10 protein-coding genes and 3 tRNA genes are annotated in these 18,296 nt (G+C 54.1%); 5 read left to right on the plus strand and 8 right to left on the minus strand.

Annotation, left to right across the window (positions count from 1 at the left end):
• Positions 1-101: 101 nt before the first annotated feature.
• Positions 102-434 (minus strand): PilZ domain-containing protein, encoded by a 333-nt coding sequence (locus B3M58_RS05950; RefSeq protein WP_296217655.1) that lies wholly within the window; start codon positions 432-434, stop codon positions 102-104.
• A 9-nt stretch (positions 435-443) separates the two neighbouring features.
• A complete protein-coding gene (locus B3M58_RS05955) occupies positions 444-2,777 on the minus strand; it encodes a DUF1631 domain-containing protein (RefSeq protein WP_296217656.1) in 2,334 nt (777 codons plus the stop codon).
• 210 nt (positions 2,778-2,987) lie between these two features.
• Here B3M58_RS05955 and B3M58_RS05960 point away from each other — a divergent pair.
• The 3 genes from B3M58_RS05960 to B3M58_RS05970 all read left to right on the plus strand — a co-directional run bounded on the left by B3M58_RS05960 (position 2,988) and on the right by B3M58_RS05970 (position 3,231).
• Positions 2,988-3,063, plus strand: a tRNA-Asn gene (locus B3M58_RS05960).
• A gap of 10 nt (positions 3,064-3,073) precedes the next feature.
• Positions 3,074-3,150 (plus strand) — tRNA-Pro (locus B3M58_RS05965).
• A 5-nt stretch (positions 3,151-3,155) separates the two neighbouring features.
• Positions 3,156-3,231, plus strand: a tRNA-Lys gene (locus B3M58_RS05970).
• 367 nt (positions 3,232-3,598) lie between these two features.
• Here the strand turns inward: B3M58_RS05970 and B3M58_RS05975 are convergent.
• A complete protein-coding gene (locus tag B3M58_RS05975; protein WP_296217657.1) occupies positions 3,599-4,894 on the minus strand; it encodes a site-specific integrase in 1,296 nt (431 codons plus the stop codon).
• Positions 4,894-6,768 (minus strand): MobH family relaxase, encoded by a 1,875-nt coding sequence (gene mobH / locus B3M58_RS05980; protein WP_296217658.1) that lies wholly within the window; start codon positions 6,766-6,768, stop codon positions 4,894-4,896. The genes B3M58_RS05975 and mobH overlap by 1 nt, the downstream gene beginning before the upstream one ends.
• Before the next feature lie 260 nt (positions 6,769-7,028).
• Between mobH and B3M58_RS05985 the strand changes: the two genes are divergently transcribed.
• Positions 7,029-8,108, plus strand: coding sequence for a DUF4365 domain-containing protein (locus B3M58_RS05985; protein ID WP_296217659.1), 1,080 nt, complete (start codon positions 7,029-7,031; stop codon positions 8,106-8,108).
• A gap of 156 nt (positions 8,109-8,264) precedes the next feature.
• Here B3M58_RS05985 and B3M58_RS05990 read toward each other — a convergent pair whose 3' ends face one another.
• The 4 genes from B3M58_RS05990 to B3M58_RS06005 form a co-directional block, all read right to left on the minus strand.
• Positions 8,265-10,355, minus strand: coding sequence for an AAA family ATPase (locus B3M58_RS05990; protein ID WP_296217660.1), 2,091 nt, complete (start codon positions 10,353-10,355; stop codon positions 8,265-8,267).
• 107 nt (positions 10,356-10,462) lie between these two features.
• The gene (locus B3M58_RS05995; protein ID WP_296217661.1) at positions 10,463-11,233 is read right to left on the minus strand and encodes a hypothetical protein; all 771 of its coding nucleotides are present in this window, start codon (positions 11,231-11,233) and stop codon (positions 10,463-10,465) included.
• Positions 11,234-11,940: 707 nt separating this feature from the next.
• The gene (locus tag B3M58_RS06000; RefSeq protein WP_296217662.1) at positions 11,941-15,219 is read right to left on the minus strand and encodes a DEAD/DEAH box helicase family protein; all 3,279 of its coding nucleotides are present in this window, start codon (positions 15,217-15,219) and stop codon (positions 11,941-11,943) included.
• Between the two features lies 1 nt (position 15,220).
• Positions 15,221-17,194: a site-specific DNA-methyltransferase gene (locus B3M58_RS06005; RefSeq protein ID WP_296217663.1), complete on the minus strand. Its 1,974-nt coding sequence runs from the start codon at positions 17,192-17,194 to the stop codon at positions 15,221-15,223.
• A gap of 44 nt (positions 17,195-17,238) precedes the next feature.
• Between B3M58_RS06005 and B3M58_RS06010 the strand changes: the two genes are divergently transcribed.
• On the plus strand, positions 17,239-18,267 hold the full coding sequence (locus B3M58_RS06010) for an IS30 family transposase (RefSeq protein ID WP_296217664.1): 1,029 nt from the start codon (positions 17,239-17,241) through the stop codon (positions 18,265-18,267).
• The last annotated feature ends 29 nt before the right edge of the window (positions 18,268-18,296 follow it).

An 18,296-nucleotide genomic window follows, 5' to 3' on the forward strand; every position in this document is an offset into this window, starting at 1 on the left:
CGTGACGGCGCTCTGCATCAACATTTAACGGGTACAGAGCCTTTTTCATGCCTGCGTGGGGTGAGCTGAAGTCCACCCTGCAGCGCCTCGATAGGCCGGTATCACAGGTGCTTGAGCAGCACCTCCAGCGCGGCTGCCTGGTCTTCTGCGAGGTCGATGATATGAAAGCCTGCCCAGCTGTGCTGGCCATCGGCGCCGCGGCGGCTCCATAGGCAGTCGGCGCCGAGTTTGATCTCGCAGACGCCCTCGATCACCTGCTCGCTGACCAGGCGGCATTCCAGCACCGCCTCGGGCCTGTGCGGCACATCGCTGAACAGCATGAAGCCGTCTGCGGAAAGGTCTACTACGCGGCCGAGGCGCTGCCCGGAGTGCAGGTCGAAGACTTCCAGCTGCAGCTCGGTGCTATGGCGGCTGTGCTGACGACGATCTTCCATGGAGACTCCTTAGCTGGTTTCGGTTGCGCGCCCGGTAAAGCGCTGCAGCACACGGTAAATGGCGGTAAGGGCGCGATCCACGAGCGGAGCGCCACGTTCTGGGGTGATGATGCGTGCCAGGCCCTGTTCCATTTCAGTGGCCAGCAGGGTGAGGGGTTTGATCGCCGCGCGCTGGCCACTGTGGTCGACGAACATGTAGTTGCGCGTGGTGGGGCTGAACCAGGAGAGTTTAAGGGCGCGGGTTTGCTCGCCGTTGACGAACTCGAACCAGGTGCCGAATTCGATCTGTCCGAGTTCCTTGGCAAGCATCTGGGCGCGAGGAGACAGCCCGGACTCGCGCGGCGCCAAGGTCGCCAGCGCGGCATCCTCGCCGAGCATCGCGCCCAGCGGGCTTTCCGGCAGGTTCGGGTTGAGCTGGGCGGCCACCTGCGGTTGCTTGGCTTGCACCGCGTGCTGGCAGGCGACCAGATCTTGCAGCAGGCGGCGAATGCCATCCTCGTGATAGCCGCCGAGCAGCTGCAAGCCTTTGCGCAGATCCTCCAGCAGCGCCACGCGCAGGCCTTGCAAGCGTTCGCGCCCAGGTTCGTCGAGCGGTGTGCCGCTCCAGGCCAGTTGCTCGGCCACTTCGCTGGCGCGTTGCCATTCGTTGCTGCGGTCGCCGTGGCGTAGCAGAACGAAGACCAGTACATCGGCCCAGGTCAATTCGAGGAAATTGCGAATGATGTTCGGCGGTTCGCGCTTGCTCAGGCTGCGGGCAATCACCTCGACCGCTTGCTGGCGTGCGCCGAGCAGTTTGTCGCGGCCTTTGGCAGCTTCCACCGCGCGGCGTTCGCGCAGTTCGACCTTGTGCCGCAGGGTGGCGGCGAACTCGTTGAACTCCTCCAGCAGGTTCTCGAACAGTTGCAGCTCGCCGGTGAAACCGTGAATGACCCGTTCGACCACCCACTGCATCTTGGCCAGCAGCCCGCGCTCATCGCCTTCGCCGCCATACAGCACGCCGGCCTGCGCCATGGCATTGAGCAGGCGCCGCGCGGGGTGATGGTGTTGGGTAAACAGTGCCTTGTCTTGCAGGGCGACTTTTAAGTAAGGCGTGTGCAGGTGAGAGAGTGCGGTTTTGCAGTTATCCGGCAGGTTGTCGTCGTCCAGAATAAAGTCGAACAGCATGCCGACCAGGTCGATGACATCGGCTTCCTGGTCCGAGAGTTTTTGCTGGCCGGGGCTGTCGCTGTGCGCCTCGAGTTGTTGCTGTAGGTCGGCTTTCAAGCCTGCAACGGGTTGCGGGTTGTGCAGGCGCTGCGCCAGGTCGTCGGCCGACTGGCGTTGCATACGGTTGAGTGCTTCGAGCAATTCGCTGGCGTTGTAGGTCCGCGTTGCGTCACGCGGGGCGAGGCTGGCGATGCTGCGGGTGCCGCCGAGCAGCGGCGCATTGATGTCACGCTGGCGGTGTTCGCCGAGCAGCGCGGCAAGGCCGTCCAGCAGTACGGCAGGGTCGCTGGGTGGCGGGCCGTTCAGGTCGTGCGCGGCGCGGCGCGGCTGCGCGGGCGCGCTGGCGGCTGGCTGCACGTCTGAGTTGCCAGTTGGTTTGTCGCTGCTGGCGGCCGGCGCCGTGGTGCCTGGGCGCGCCGCGCTGGGGTTGCGTGGCGCACTGTATTTAAGGTTGGGCAGCACGTCGGCATCGATCAGGCGTTGATTCAACGCGCTATAGACGCTGTCCAGGCTGCGCATGACGTGCTGATCGAACAGTGCGTAGAGAACCACCTTGATGCGCAGCGGAAAGGGGCAGGGCGCCAGTGCTTCGCGAAAGGCCTGGGCGATCATCTGCGGGCCGAAGGGGTTGCTGTCCTCTCCGAGCTTTTGGCCGTTGTTGAGCAGTGCCAGGCGTTGCTCGAGCGCGAACAGTGGCTGCGCGCAACGGGATTTGACCCGGCTGACCATATTGGTGACTTGCAGGCTTTCTTCGTACTCCTCGTTTTGCACCAGCGCCAGTTGCTCGGCATCCAGTTCCGTGGTGCTGGCGGGCGGCTTTAGTTTGCCGTCGAGGAAGTCGGAGAAGTTTTGCGAGATTTTCTGGTGATAGCTGCGTTCGATTTGTGGGCGCTGTTTGCGGATCTCGCGCATGTTGTCGAAGAACAGGGTTTGCACCTGATTGTTCTCGGCTTTTTCCGCGCATTCGAACAGGGTGTCGTCAACCTGGCCGAACACGCCGGCCAGGTGCTCGGCGAGGCGGTTCATCACCAGTTTGCGACAGCTCTGCACCAGCTCGCCAAAGCGCGGCTGAATGCCTCGGCTGGCAAGGGTTGCAGTGGGTTTGGGGGGGAATGGTGGCGTGCCCTGGTTGCTCATGGACTTTCCTGGCTGAAGCCTTGTGGCTGACGCGTCCTGCGATGATCACAGTCATAGGAAGATATAGCAGCCCGTCGTTCACCTGCAAAGCATTGTCACAAAAGCAATTTAAGGGGTTGACAGGGCGTTCTGGAACCGTAAAATGGCGCGCCTCTGATACGGGAAACGGTTTAGGCCAAAGCCAGTAACGGAGAACTGAAAGCACGTAGTTCCGCGATAGCTCAGTCGGTAGAGCAAATGACTGTTAATCATTGGGTCCCAGGTTCGAGTCCTGGTCGCGGAGCCAATCTTTCAATCGGGGTATAGCGCAGTCCGGTAGCGCGCCTGCTTTGGGAGCAGGATGTCAGGAGTTCGAATCCCCTTACCCCGACCATTTTTGGGTCGTTAGCTCAGTTGGTAGAGCAGTTGGCTTTTAACCAATTGGTCGTAGGTTCGAATCCCACACGACCCACCATTTTCACCATGGTGGTATGTAGTTCTAGGAAGGGTATTGCAGTGCCGTCTTGCTAGTCTTGCAGCCGTCTGGGGCGAACATTAGATTCGCTCTGGAGTGATGTCAATATGGAACAGCCCGCCTTTTTAGGCGGGCTGTTCTGTTTCTAGTGCTTTATTCCTTTCTGTAGGCGTGCGAAATCGACCCCGATGTGACCGAAAATCACAAGGGTTGCGGCTAGTTGCCTTTTCTTTGAAACGCATTCGCCTTGTCATTGACGCCATTTTTCAGGCGTCAGTCGGCACCATCCCTCGCATCTGTAATGAGATCTCGCGATCAGGCTTAGATGGCGAAGTGCCGTTCGTCGGTAGCTGCGCCGGAAAACAGCCTAGGGAGATGCTCTAGCATTGGCTGTCTGTCCAAATCCCCCTGCCGTGCCGCTGCTGCGACGGCTGAAGGATGGTGCCCTCTGCATATTCGCTATTAGCGTGAACAGCATGTTGGTTTCGAACAGTTCCCCGGGTGGTAAGGGCGGAACCGAATCAACCGACGAGAACTCCAGCAGCATTGCGCTGCGGTCGGTCGGGGCGGTAGGCATTTGCCCTGACTCACACGGCTGTCGATTGGACGTAAGGCGCTCAATCTGTTGAATGGCCTGGTTGGCTGGCTCTCTACTAAGCCTCTGCTCCTGGTCATTTGTAGGCTGGGGTATTGCTCCACTGCTATCTACCCGGCGCACATGCTTTAGAGCGCCTTGGGCAAGGCTACGTTCATGCAGGACAGCGCGCATGTGGTCGTAGTCCGCCTCGATGTAGTTCATCGTTGTAGCAATGTTCGTGTGATTCAACAGGCTCTTGGTCAGGTGGATATTTCGCTCCGGCTGCTTCATTAGGTCCGTGGCCAGCGTGTGGCGAAACCTGTGCGGCGTCATTCTCACGCCGATCTTGTCGGTGAGCTTCCGGTACATCGCTTCCACCTGGTCGATGTTCATTTCCTTGCGGTGGTAATGCCGAGAGAAGCGATTGACGTTGAACAACTGGTCTTCGGGGGCAAAGCCTGCGCCCTTTGCCTCGTCCAGGAGGCGCCTGAGGTGTGGTGCCAGGCCCTCCATGATCGGTACCGAGAATTCACGGTGTGTTTTCTCGGTTTCACCACGAACAAGGATCATCTGCTTGTCCCAGTCAATGTCCTTGTAACGCAGGCAGAGCAAGGCATTCAGTCGGATGCCTGTGTAGTAGAACAATTCGAAGGTAGCCAGCCAGAACCAGGCCGGCGTGATCTTGCTTCTGTCGCCGGTGCATTGCTCTAGGTCCACCAGTGAGGTGATCCAACTCCGTGCTCGTTGAATAGCGTCACCGGCGACTGTCTTGCTCGGTCGCTTGGGCGGTATCACGGTGGTCTTTTTGAACGGGTTGATCGAGGTATGGGTCAGGATTCCATGCTCTAGGCCATACCCCCAGATGGTGCGCAGGTGGTTGGAGTACGTATTCCAGCTCCGTTTGGACAAACCATTTTCCAAGACTTTTCGCCGCCAGGCCAAAATGTTGCGGTGATCGATCGTTTCGACATCGACACCGCCGAAGTGTTTGATCAGTGCTTTGGTTGCGGCCAGGTAGATCTTCGCACTGGCAGCACGAAGGTCATGCGCAAAGATGTATTCCTGGGTCAGCTCAAGAGGCGTCATTATTCAGCCCCCGCTGCTTCGGTTTTTAGCGTCAGGCTAACGTTATCGAACGGGACCTCGGCGAAGATGGTGTGGGGATCACGCAGCAAATAGCCGCGGAGCTGCTTCGACTTGCGGGGACCAACCACATCACACGTCCAGATGTTGAGGCTCTTGTCGGTCTTCCGGTGCAACTTCTGTTTCTCGAAGCTGCGCTGGACGAGCTGCCAAGCATTGGTTTGCTGGACTTTTGCCTGCTGCTCGATCGCGGGAAACTCTTGCACGAACCGCTTGAAGATGCCCGGGGTAACCAGCATCGCTGTACCAGCTACCGTATGTACCAGGGCCTTGGTGTCGTTGATGATTATGCGACGGGAGGCGATGCCTGTTCTAAGCCAGTCAACAAATCCCTGTCCCAGCTCATTCGTACTGCTTGGCATCATTCCTTTGTCTTCGATATATGCTGGAGACCCGTCATCGGTCTCAAAAGGTTCTTGTGGGAGCGCATTCCTCTCTTTTGGAGTGGGGGCGGCGGTCGCTGAGCCTTGGCTAGTGTCTAGCTCTTCTGATGTCGAAGTGATATTACCAAAAAGTGCCAGTAATTCGTCTACTTCGTTGTCACGGTTTGTTGACACCTGTGGTGTGGTCGCAGGGGTGTTCGTGTGTGCTGTGGGGAAGGGGGCAGCGTCCTCAATCTCGGCAGGACTGTCTATTTGTGGACCTGGCTGACCCGCCACGGTTTCCTCCGCCGGCGCGCCTGCCTCCTCGAGCTCGAGAGTGCCTGTATAGCCGGTAGGACGATCCTTTGCGTCTGGCCATATAAGCGATGGAGACAGCTTCAGTACAGTGAGCGTGTTTCTCCATCCGCGGCCATTGTCGATGGTGGCTTTCCAGATCGCCTTGTCCTGGGCGTTCGTCTGGATTACGCCCTGATCCTGCAGCATGTTGAAAAATGGTGCGTTCGAGCTTGGGATACCCTCTATGCCCTGAGCCAGCAGATAGGCTCTCAGCTGGTCCGCTGTGGGTTTGCTGACAAGCCATAGGGCGTCTTGGGCCAGCCAGCCATCCGCCGGACCATCTGGGTGGTTCAGCTTGTACTTCTCGCGCACTAGGTAACGCAGGCCTTCGGCCAGCTGCCGTTGTAGCGATTGCTTCGGCGCCGCCAGCGCGCGCTCGGGGTTTCCTCCCAGCTCTTGAGCAACAGAAGCTTGGTCGGCTTTGATCACGATCTCACCGAGGATGCCAGCGTGCTCGTACTGTCCGGCCAGGATGAAGATCAACTGCGACCACAGCTCAGGGAAACCACTGAGCCAGTCCAGGAGGTTGGGTGTAAGGATCTGCGAGTAGATCAGCGCTGCAGCTGCCCCGTGTAGTTGATAATTACGCCCCTTCACGTACCGGAATCGATACGGGCGACTGATTGGGCCATGCCAAGGGTGCCAGGTCTTCCCGCCTTCCAGTTCCACCTGCACGTCGACGGCGATCTTGCCGAGGTCATGTATCAGTGCTCCGTAAGCTGCAGCAGCTGACCAGGCTTCGGCCTGTGCTGACTGCGATTCAGGCGGAGCCCCAATGGGGAGAAGGTATGTTTGCCGGATCTTCAGTGCATAGGCGACGATTTCGAGGCCGTGATCCAACATTCCACCAGGGTGTGCGTGGTGATGGTTTTCCGAAGCAGGGAGTTGCTGTACCAGTTCTGCGAAGCGCTCAAGCGGGCGGCGATAGAGCTCGGAGAACTGCTGGCGAGACAGCGATGCGCGCTGCCAGATGTTCTCAAGCAGTTTCTGGCGACGCGATGATGAAAGCAGATCCTGGCTGTGCGCGGGTTGCAAGTATCCGCATGGAGAAGGGCCAGCAGAGGGCAGGGCGTTTCTGCGGCGCAGGAAAGAAAACATGGCTTGCTCCATGACGGGGTCATGGGGTGGGTTTTCCGTTATCGGATGGGTGGGTCACAAGGGAAAAGCATTCCTGGCATGGTCGGTGATTTCATGGGCAAAATGCTATCAAGGTGTGGTAGCGGTTCCTGGCTTGGGAAGGCTGCTTTCGGCCAAGAACGGACCCTGGCAGGTCAGACTGAGTTCAATCACTGCAATACTAATCGGGTAGGCTCTAGAATGGTTGTATCAAAGCTCAATCGTTAGGTTTCACGAGTAATATGACGACGAAAAGAAAGCGCTCGCAGGCAACCAGTCGTGATGGAGTCAACTTCGTACAAGGATTGGTTGAGCGCCAGAACTCAACTTTTCAAGAAATTGATCTCCATAACGACTTAGGTAACGACGCCTACGTCGAATTTGTAGTGGAAGAGAATGCCACCGGCTGTTGCGTGGCTTTACAGATAAAATCAGGGGCGTCCTACCGTAGCCTTTCTGGCCGATATGTCTTCCAATCAGACAGTGATCACTTCGAGTATTGGGCGTCTCACACATTGCCTGTGCTTGCAGTGATCTTTGATCCCGAAAGGAAAAAGGCAGTTTGGGTCGACATCACTGATCACCTTCGAAAGAAGCCCTCGGCCATCACAGATGGACCCTACACAATCTATGCGGACCAAGACTTTTCGGAGTCCACATTCCCAGAGTTCCGAAACCATTGCCTGCGGTATCGAGACCAGTACAGTCGCGAACCAAATTTCGGGCGGGCGCTGGAGAGTGTCTCCATTCGAGATGACGTGGAGCGCTGCTTTGACGGCCTACGGGCTCTCTTTGCGTACCATCGAAATCAGTCGGCAACGTGGTACTACCTCATCTCCTGCATTACAAACTACAGAGGGCACGCTCTTCTTCGCACGCTAATAGCGCGGCTTTGCCACATCCCAGGGCATGGCGATATTTTCTGGAGCAAACGAAACATTATTGATGAGGAGGTTCGTCGTGGCGCTCTTCTTATCATGAGGGAGCGATTTGACCGCAGAGATGCTTTAACAATGCTCTCTGCCATAGACGATGCAGGAGTTGACAGGGGAACAATAGGACAATGTGTGCATGTGCTGATCGACACTATGGAGGACACGCAAGGGGTTATGGAGTCCATCGCGATTGATACCAGCCAGGATGAGCGTATCCGTCACAGCGCACTATTGTTCGCCGTGAGTGCTGCGCAGGCTCTATCGGCAGCTAGCGCCCTTGCACTTTTGGATCGAGTTCGACACTCCATCGATGATGAGGAGCTTAACTCTGTAGTCGAGTGGCTTGAGGGGGACCTTCGGCAGTTTGGCTACGTTTCCTTTTACTAGATGGCGTAACCATCAACAAACGGGGACAGACCACGATATTGATGCTGCTGACCTGCCGCTGTGGGCCGGATTCTGCCGTTCGTGCCCGACTTCAACCAGCCAAAATCGGACGGTCTGCCCTACAAATAAATCGTCCCCCTTTCATCTGTCCCCTTTTCATCTTAATGTGGCGACATATTGGTCACACTCGTCAATAACGTACTGTGGTACCGTTTGGTATTTTGCGGGATTTAGCTGATAAATGTAGTCGTTTTCTATGTGAAACGCCTGATTTATAAACTTCAGGACTACATCAGCATGATCGGCGCCTTCAGATATGATTCTATAAATATGTAATTTCTCATAATTATTACCACATGATTGGTAAAGCTCAATCATTGCAGGGGTATCTAGAATCAATTGAATGACATTTGAATAATCGAATTCAGAAATGCGTAATTTAATTTCGGTTTCAGCTTGATTGATTTCGGCTGGCGTCATTTCGCGTGACGTGCTGTTTTCGAATATCAATGGCACTTGTCTTCTATGAAATACATTCGAAACTAACTGGTACGCCACTCCCTTTGAATTGAGTATCTCATAGGTACGGCGCAGGTATACCAGCTTTGCAACCAGACTGGCACCACTCGTGATATTAGATGAGTTAATGTCCACAAAGGTCATAATGTCGCATTTCTCAATCTTTACCTCTTGCAGTTGACCATTATTATTCTGTAGAAAAGAAGCATGTGGCTTTTCGAATCTATCACTATGATGGTATAGCATGTCTACGATCGGTTCGAAATCATGGCTCAGAAGTAAAACCGTTTTTCCTCTAAAAGATTTTTCCTTCCGAAAAAGCATCTCAATAATCGCGTATTTTTTATTTTTGTCAAAGGAGGAGATTGGATCATCCAAAACAATTAAGTCAGGTGACGTCTTCAGAGCATCAAACATAAATAACACCAATGCAAAAGCATTGCGTTCGCCATAGCTAAGCACATTTCTAACACCGGGAACTTCTGCTGAATCTAAATCGGAGTGAGTCAACTTGAGCCTATGCTTACCCGCGTCGTCCTCGATAAGATCTACCGTATATCTATAACCTGCATTACGAAGAAAAGTATTAATATTACTTTTGTTATCCTGAACTACGCGCTCAATATACTTCTTTTGAACGGTTATGCGCCCCTGAAGTTTTCCGGCCTTGGCAATCAGGTTTTCTATTGATTTATTGACATTTGCTATTTTTGCTAACGCTTCTTCTGATTGAAGGTGGCTATACAAGTTTGAATCGACTGTGTATTTGCGCAACTCATCGATTACTTTTTCTACGTCTTTGAACGTAAAAAATCCGATGTTTTTAAGCTGCTTAAACCTACCATTGAACCTGTCTACTTGATCTTTTACTTCAAGAAGGTATCCAACCTGTTCCTCACTGTAACCATCCACACTCGAAACAAACTCGCTTATTATCTCTCTTGTCTGATCTGAGAAATATTTTTCGAGGCGCTGAAATATCTGGACAAGATTGTTGAGATTTTCAATTGATTTTGAATCATAGACATCTCCAACGCGCTTGATCGTTTCTTTTGTATCCTTTACGTCACCAACGCAATAAGGACAGCTGTCTGATCCTTCAATAAATTGTCCGCCATCTAACTGCCACTTGACCCACTTAACATTATTTACTCCTTGAATAAAGTGCTGGTACGCTTCTAGCCCTTCTGGGATATTCGTAACCTTGTTGCCTCCCTTGAAGGCTTTCGCTATTGCACTAGAACCGTGAACCCCTGTTTTTGTAGGCTTACCAAAACTGTTACTTAGTTCATCAAAGTCAGATATTAGAGCCTCAATGTCTTTATCTTCATTAAAATGGTTTTTTATTTGAGATACGAGCTCTTCAATTTCGGCCATTACCGAATCATAATTCTCATCTCGAATAAGAATATCAAAGCTCCCCTTGAGCAATTCATCTGGCTGATAGGTGAAATCATTTATATATGACTCGTCAAATACTTTAACGCTACCGATCGTCTCACAGCCTACAACAGAGGGAAGAGCATTATCATCATTGACAGCCTTGAAGGGCTTAAGCGCTAGTAATTCATTCTTTCCGCTAATTCTTGAGGCAATGGATTTTTGAATTGCTTTTGATACGGTACTTTTTCCAGTGCCATTTATTGCGTATTTAATATTTAGCAAGTGTTCTGCAATAGTAATTTGCCCCTGTTCAATGTTGTTGCAGTTATTTATTTCAATTTTCATTGCATACTCCTTTGCTTGGGTAACTCGGGCATCTAACGTTTAGGTTAAGGGGCTGCGGCACGCAGTCCCAGAGAGCGAAGCGAACGATTTGGACCGCTTGTTTGGCGTTATCCAAAAGAAATGCCAAGTTCGTTTTTTAGGATAATTAGGTGTGTGGGAGTGAGGTCGTCGATAATGTGCCCAAGATGAAACCTGGTTATGGTCTCTATTTGCCCTGGATTGACCTTGTACACTTGAGACAATATATGGAAGAAAGATTGGGAGACTAAATCAGGGTAATCTCCCTCGTGATCGTTAAATACCTTTGTTTGAGCGGAGAAGTAAGCCTTAAATGAAATCATATAAAGCTCTTTTAGGCTGGTGTCGAATGGTGCTCCTTGCGGGTCGTGCAGCTTAGATAACCCAACTTCCAAACCTCTATTAAGTTCAGTGACTATGCTCTCAGGCGCCTTGCTGACCGAAAGCGCGTAAACCCAATAAATTGAAGAGTGCAATGCAATTAGCTGAAGCTCTAGGGGAAATGGATTTTCTCTAATTTTTTTCATAATTAGAGACTGGTCGGGAGACTCGAGTATCGCGCCCATGCTTGAGGGAAAGGCTTGGCAAGCCCATCCAATTACTGCCTGGCCGTATTCTGTAGTGCTCATAGAGGCATCGTTTGCAGCCTTGATGATGAAAACGCCAGGGTGGGCTGCGGTGAGGGTGGGAGAGTTATTTTCTATATTGGCTGGTTTCGCTTCTGGTGAGGTTAAGCGAAATCCGCAAATGGCCCATGCAACGAGCCCCATGAAAACAGTATTCATTGCTGCAATAGAGGGGCCAAATTGGATTCCCAGTAGAAAACCTACGGCTGCTGTTATGTATACCGGAGTGGGCATTGTTGACCTCTGATGTTTGGTTGATGTACGCCCAACCAGTAATTAGGCGACACACCCTGTCGCGTTTTCTGTCGTGACGGCACGTCGCATAACCGTCCTTGTCGTCTTGTAAGTCCTTGTCTAGTTTAGAGGTGATCGCGGAAAACGCGACATTGTTCAGGAAGTGTTCAGGAAGAATCGCGACATGGATGGCGCTACCGCCCTGCTGCCTTCCAGAGTAGAAAGCTGCATCGATGACGCCATCCAATTGCCTTCACCATATCTCGCCGTCCGCTATTGGCAGGCTCCGGTCGTTCGTGACCGGCAGCTACCGGCTGAGGCAGGGTAAAAACGCAGACACCGTTTGAAGTCTGCGTTGCTACGTAAAATCTGCCAGCGTTTGGTTGGTCAGCAGCCCTAAAATTTTCATAGGAACACGTATTTCGTTGCGATTCTGACTGTCAAGCTCGCTCTAAAGCGTTTTGACACAGCCTGGACCAATAGCTGCCGGGCATGACATCCTGAATTCATAGAATAACTGCAACGCTTGAGGCGACAGGTAGAGAGCCAGCAACCGCGGGTACGTAAGAGTGTGTAGCTGATGAAGCCCTGAACAGGGTGGCCTAAGTAGCGGCTGAAATGAGTCCCCAAAATGAACCGAAAAGTCCCTCTTTGGACTTTTCGATTATTTGGTGATTAGTGTGCTGCCTTGAAGGGGTACACCCCCTCTAAGGCGACACCAGCTCCAATACTTTGCCGATGTAGTCCGGTTCCCCGATAAAGAAAACATGCAGCGCATTCAGATCTGGGGTTGGCAGGCCTTGCTGACTCCACAGGTGCTGGATGCGCATACGGTTCGTACTCGGTGACAGGATGACCGACTCCAGCGTGACCCCAGGATCATTCAGGCGCGCCTGCAGATCCTTGATGTTTTGCGAGAGCTGGATCTTGTCGCTGCCGGGGCCTTCGTGTTCCAGTCCGTGCGGGTCGATAAAGCAGATGCGCTGACTGCCATCCGACTTCAGGCACCAGAGGATGAAGTCCGGATAGAAATTGCCGGCTTCAAAGAAACCGACGCCCTGCTTGGCCAGGTTGCGCAGCAGGAAGATGCGCTCTCCACGTTCAGCAAGACTTGCGTCGTTGGCTACCAGCCAGAGACGCAAGTCTTCGACGAATTGAAACTCGGACTTGTTGAGGCCGACGGGCTGGATCTTCACCTTTTCGCTGGAAAGCAGCGGCTCATAGAGGTGAGCGTCTAGCCTTAGGCCTTGGACGTGGCCGTGGTCACGCCAGCCGACTTGCGCCAGCTCTGCCTTCAGCGCTTTGATGTCGTCGATCAGGTATTGCTCGGTAGCCTCGACGATCAACTGGTAGTTGATGTCGTCACCCGGCAGGTTCTCGTTCTCGCGGGTGAGCAGAACCAGTTCCATGCGCGGATCGAGGTATTTGCGCTTTTGGTGATTGAAGCAGCGCTCCAGGGCACCGCAGAGCAGTTCGAAGGCTATCGATTGCCAGTGACGCAGGTTGGCCATCGAAGGTGCCCACCAGTGCGCGGGCACCAGGACGCGATACCAGTCTGGGGTCTCCAGCAGTGGGCGTAGCACTTCTTCTTTGACGATGACGTTGTCCAGGTGTCGCTGGCGGCGGAAGCGCTCCAGATCGAACCACAACTTGTCCCAGTCGAGCATCGACAGGCGCAAGGCATCGAAGTGACGTGGTGGGTTATCGGCTGCCTCAGGAGCCTGGCCCATAACCTCTTTGGCCTGGATCATTTGCAGGCGTGGGAAGCGATCAACCACCAATGGCATTCCCCCCTTGGTCAAACCGGGCGGGAGGGCTCCGATACCGAGATCCACGATGGGGCCGTGTTTGCGGAAGTCGTACTGCTCCTGGGTGTCTTTGCGGAATTTGGAGCGGAGGATCTTCAGCTTCTGGCCAAAGTCGTGGGTGACGTTGAGGGTGATTTCCTCAACATGTGGCGCATCGTTCGGCGGTAGGCCTTCGCTTTCGAGGAAGTCGCGGAAGGTCGCCATAAAGTCAGCCTGCACACCGAACACGTTCAGCGTCTCCAGGAAGTGAATATCCCGCGGTGGGTTCACCGGCTGATAGCGGCTGGTACGCATCAGGCTTATGTCTTTGCCTTTCAGGCGCACGCCGCGCCCGAAAAGCTGAATGATCTGTGCGCCTTCGCTCTGGCCCATACGCATCAGGCCCAGGCTGGATACTCGCCAACAGTCCCAGCCTTCGATGAATTTCTTCGAGCCGATCAGCATGTGAATGGGCGAGGTCGGTTTATGCACGTCACCGAATACCGGCTCGCCAAACTCGCTAGGGCGCACCTCGGCAAGGGAGTGCTTGTCTTCCAGCTCATCCTGCACATGCTTGGCCAGCGCCGCGGCATCGCCGACGTTGATGACACCAAAGGGTTCGTCGGATTCGCCAACCTTCAGCAGCAACTCGCCGCTGTCACCTTTCACACGCTCAACCACCAAGTGACCGCCGCCAGGGGCATGGAACAGACGCTGGCAGATGTCGGAATAGAACTGTGCTGCGCTTTGCTTCAAGCCCTTCAGGTAAGGGAAGGACTGCACGAAGATGTCGCGCCCTTGGGCATCGAGCAGCCCGGTCTGCTGGCTGTTGCCGTTGAGCACAGTATGGATAAGAGTAGTAAAGGCTTCACGGTGGGCGAGGAAGCGCGCCAGGAAGTCGAGGATCTGCGCCACATCGGACGGCTGTACGCTTTCCTCATCGACCTTGCGCCCGGTGACGCTTGCACCGACAAAGACCCACAACGGCTTTTCCAGGTTGTAGCCGGTGTAGCGATTGCCCGCCTCGGTGAACATGCGCAGCTGCTGATAAAACCCCAACAGGGCAGCGGTCAGGTAGGCGTCCTTGTGGGCCAGTTCATCCTTAGGCAGGTTGAAGATGCGGTAGTCCTTGCCATAGCCATCGGCATAGAAGTAGCGGTAGCTGTAATCGAACAGCACCGCTTTGGCGTAGCTCTCGGCCAGCACGCGGTCGTTGGCTGCCTTGACTGCCTGCTTGAAGGTAGCGGAATACTCGAAGGTGAAGCCCTTGGCCGCAAGCTTGTCGCGCTTACTTTTCCAGTCGCTGCCGCTCATGCCACGGTGGCCTTCGTCGACCAGCAGCAGGTTGCCATCGCCAAAACTGTCGACGGCCATTTGCTTGACCTTTTGTTCGTCCGCCAGCTTAGTGATTTCGGTCAGCAGCGGCACATCGAGGGCATTCTGACCGCGTGAGATCAGGTCGCTTTCCTGGCGCAGTGGCTCCGGGTAGAAGCCGTTCTCGCGCAGCTCACGTTCGTGCTGCTCGGACAGGCGTTCGTTCGGCGACAGCACAATGACCCGGCTGAAAGCATCGGCCTGCGCAGTCGCCCGCGCATGCTGGGCAAACTGCAGCAAATTCACATGCATGAGCAACGTCTTGCCGCTGCCCGTGGCGTTCTGCAGGCAGATCTTGTTGAGGTCTTCAACAGTGTAAGCGCCGATGCCCGTTTCGCGCCCTTGGCCTTGATGGTGCTGGTTGAAACGCTCGATAAATTCATTGAGCGCTGCGCACAGACCCTGGCGGTCGTTGAAGTAGCGGTCGAGGTAGATCTCGACAAACAGCAGGGTCAGCCACTGGAAGTATTTCCAGGCGATTTCTCCCTTGTGCTTGCGCCGGGCATTGATAGCTCGTGTATGCGCCACCAGGTTGGCGTCGTAGCGCTCCAGCTCAATCGGGGTCAATGTCGCATTGGCGGGCAGGTGTGAGATCAGCTTGGCCAGAAAGCGGTGCTTGCCGTCCGGGCCGATGCCCGGCTCGGCGCTGCGCAGCGACTTGGCTATGATCTCCAGTGGCCGCACGGGGCGGCCTTCGTCCTTGTGAGTCACCAGCGGATCGATGCCAAACAGGCCGATCAGATACTGATTGAGTACCAAGGCATCCTGAAAGTGGCTGGCTATCAGTGGCGGCTGGACTTTGCTTTTACGCGGGGCGCGAGCCATCTCAAGCGTCCTCCCACATGCGCTGGGCGAAGGTCTCTTCGATCAGGCGCACGCGTGTGGCGGCATCGCCATCGCTGGGCAGGGCATGGTTGCCGTTGACGTAGATATGTTCGAACTCGCTTTCACGTGGGTTGATGCCGCGTTTGTTCAGCCAGGCTTCGAGAGCGGCTTGATCGCGACCGGAGTCGCCGGTCAGCTTGCGCCAGATCACCAGCACACGTTCACGCGATAGCTCGTCTCCCGGTACGCTAAGGATGTGGCCTTCCACAGCGCGGAACCAGAATTCGCCATCGTCACGCTCCTTGATGGCGGTGGAGCGCCATCGTGTATCCTGGTCTTTGGGTAGCTCTGGGTCGGCCTCACGCACCAGCTCAATGGCATAGCGGCGCGGCTGGTCGAGGTGGGCGACATGCAGGCCAATCAACCAGTTGAAGGTTTCCACCAGGTCGATGGTTTTCTCCACCTGGGCATCGCTGCCGGCCTGCTTGACCTTGAGTTTGTAGGACGTGGGGTCGGTAAACTCACGAACATTGAGCAGGCTTGGGCTACCGACGGTTTCAAATTCAAGCCAGTATTTCAGCATATAGTCCCGAGCCATCTCTGCGGACTCAGGAGTGCTGGTGTTCAGACGAGGCGCCTCTGGGAGCTGAAGATTGTTCAGCGTGTCCTCGAAAGACTCTAGGCGTAGATATTTAAAGCAATGGCTATTTCCATTTCTCGAAATCGGTTTCCCGCTTTTCCAGTCTAAGGAATAGGCGACTTTCTGAATTCTTGGTTTTAGGATCTCATCAAAATGTTCGCCTTGTTCGATTAGTATGTATTTTCTATCTTTGCCTTCGGCGGCCCTGTTTATCGTTATAACCGCGTCCGCGGTAGTGCCGGAGCCGCCAAAAAAATCCAATACGACTGTGTTTTTATCGTGGCTCGCTCCGCAAGCACGTAAGGCATCTTCTACGAGTTTTTTGGCTTTCGGGTAGTCAAACGAGTTTGTTTGGAAAAGCTCCTTTAATTCTGCAGCCCCGTAGTTTGCAGATGCATATTCTGGTTTGTCCCACCACGTCACAGGCAAAGCCTCTTCGTCCATGCGGGTTTTGAAATCGATACTGATTTCTCCAGAGCCATTTCGGCGTACTCGGTAATCGCTGTAGTCAGAGTGGACTCGGACATGCCCTCGTTGCCATCTCTTCTCTATTAAGGTTCCATTTACTTCTTTTACTGGAAATACTAGCTGCTCATCAGTCGCTATTTCTTCTTGAAGATCATAGCTCTGGCTTTCTCCGTTCCAAATCATCTTTGGGATGCGTATTTGGTTTTCAGAGTTGACGACGATTGGATAGTAGAGTGTCGGTCTGTCCTGTCGTAAGTCGTTATTTCCAGTCCTAATAAAGTTAAGCCAAGAGTATCGTCCGTTGCTATCTGAGAGCGGGTATCGTGCTGCTTTTGCTTCACTGTATCCAATGGAATATGGGGTTGAGTCCTCGGACTTGCCGTAAAACAATATGTACTCATGCACTGGGGAGAGTTTTCCCGTTGCCTTTCTGCTTTGCGGATTAGATCTCACAACAGCTACACCGAGCTCTTTTTCAAATATTTCACCTAAAATGAATCGTAGGGGCGAAACCTCTTCGTCATCAATGGCGACAGCGATTATCGAGTCGTCTTTCATTAGGTTTTTGGCAAGTGCTAGCCGGTCTTGCATTAGAGTTTGCCAAGATGAGTCTTTATAGTCGTTTTTATATAAAATTGATGATGCATTTGTGTTGTATGGTGGGTCTGTATAGATGCAGCCTACATTTTTTTTGTACTTTTCCTGTAAAAGGCTTAGTGCTTGAAAGTTGTCGGAGTGAAATAGTGTTCCATTGTTGGATGAGTCTAGATCGCTCAGTGTCGCAATTATTCTAGCTTTCGCGTTCTCATCGAGGAATCGGGTGTCCAGTTGGAGATGTGGGTTCTGTTTTAAGAAAGGCGGCGGCAAAAACTGAGTGCAACACCTGACCATTCCGGTACGGTGCTGCCCCTATGTCTTATTCCGAACTCAGCGTTGAAGAGCGCGCCACCATTCAAATCGGTCATGCCCAAGACTTCAGCCTGCGTAGGATTGCCTGCTTGATCAACCGATCCCCTTCGACCATCAGCCGGGAGCTGCGCCGCAATCGAGATGCCTGTGGTGGCTACTCGGCCCGTGTAGCCCAACAGCAGATGCAAGCCCGCCGCCAGGTGTGTCGACCGATGCGAAAGCTGTTGCCGGGTAGCGAGCGCTTTGAGCTGGTGGTTCATATGCTGCGTGAGCGTTTGTCTCCCGAGCAGATTGCCGGCAAGCTGCGCAGCATGAACATTCCCAGCCTCAGAGAGGCCTACGTCTGTCGCGAGACGATCTATAACGCGATCTATGCCTTGCCGGTCGGCGAGCTGCGTAAGGAGCTGATCATCTGTCTGCGCCAAAGCAAGACAACACGCAGGCCGCGCTCTGGTGGCGTGGATCGGCGCGGCCAGATTCCCGAGATGGTCAGCATCCATGTGCGTCCGCCGGAGATTGAAGACCGTCTGATGCCGGGGCATTGGGAAGGCGACCTGATCAAGGGTAAGGCCAACGCCTCGTCCGTAGGCACGTTGGTGGAGCGCACCAGTGGCTACCTGATGCTGGTGAAGATGAATGATGCGACGGCAACCTCGGCGATGGAGGGCTTCAGTGCAGCGCTCAATGGCATGCCGCTGGCAATGCGCAAGAGCATGACCTACGACCAGGGCCGAGAAATGGCGCGGCATGCTGAAATCACTCAGCAGACCGGGGTGGCCATTTACTTCTGCGACCCGCACAGCCCTTGGCAGCGCGGCAGCAACGAAAACATCAATGGCTTGATCCGCCAGTACCTGCCCAAAGGCACAGACCTGTCGGTACACAGCCAGGAAGAACTGGATGCCATCGCACTGCAACTGAACATGCGCCCACGTAAGCGCTTCGACTTCAAATGCCCAATTGAAGTTATGGGCAAAGTGATGCAGGAAGCCATGGCTATGCGGCATGATGCGCCTGCTTCAATTCAATAACCGTGTTGCACTCAGCCCCTGCAACCGCC

Source organism: Pseudomonas sp. UBA2684, assembly GCA_002354655.1.
GTDB lineage: Bacteria > Pseudomonadota > Gammaproteobacteria > Pseudomonadales > Pseudomonadaceae > Aquipseudomonas.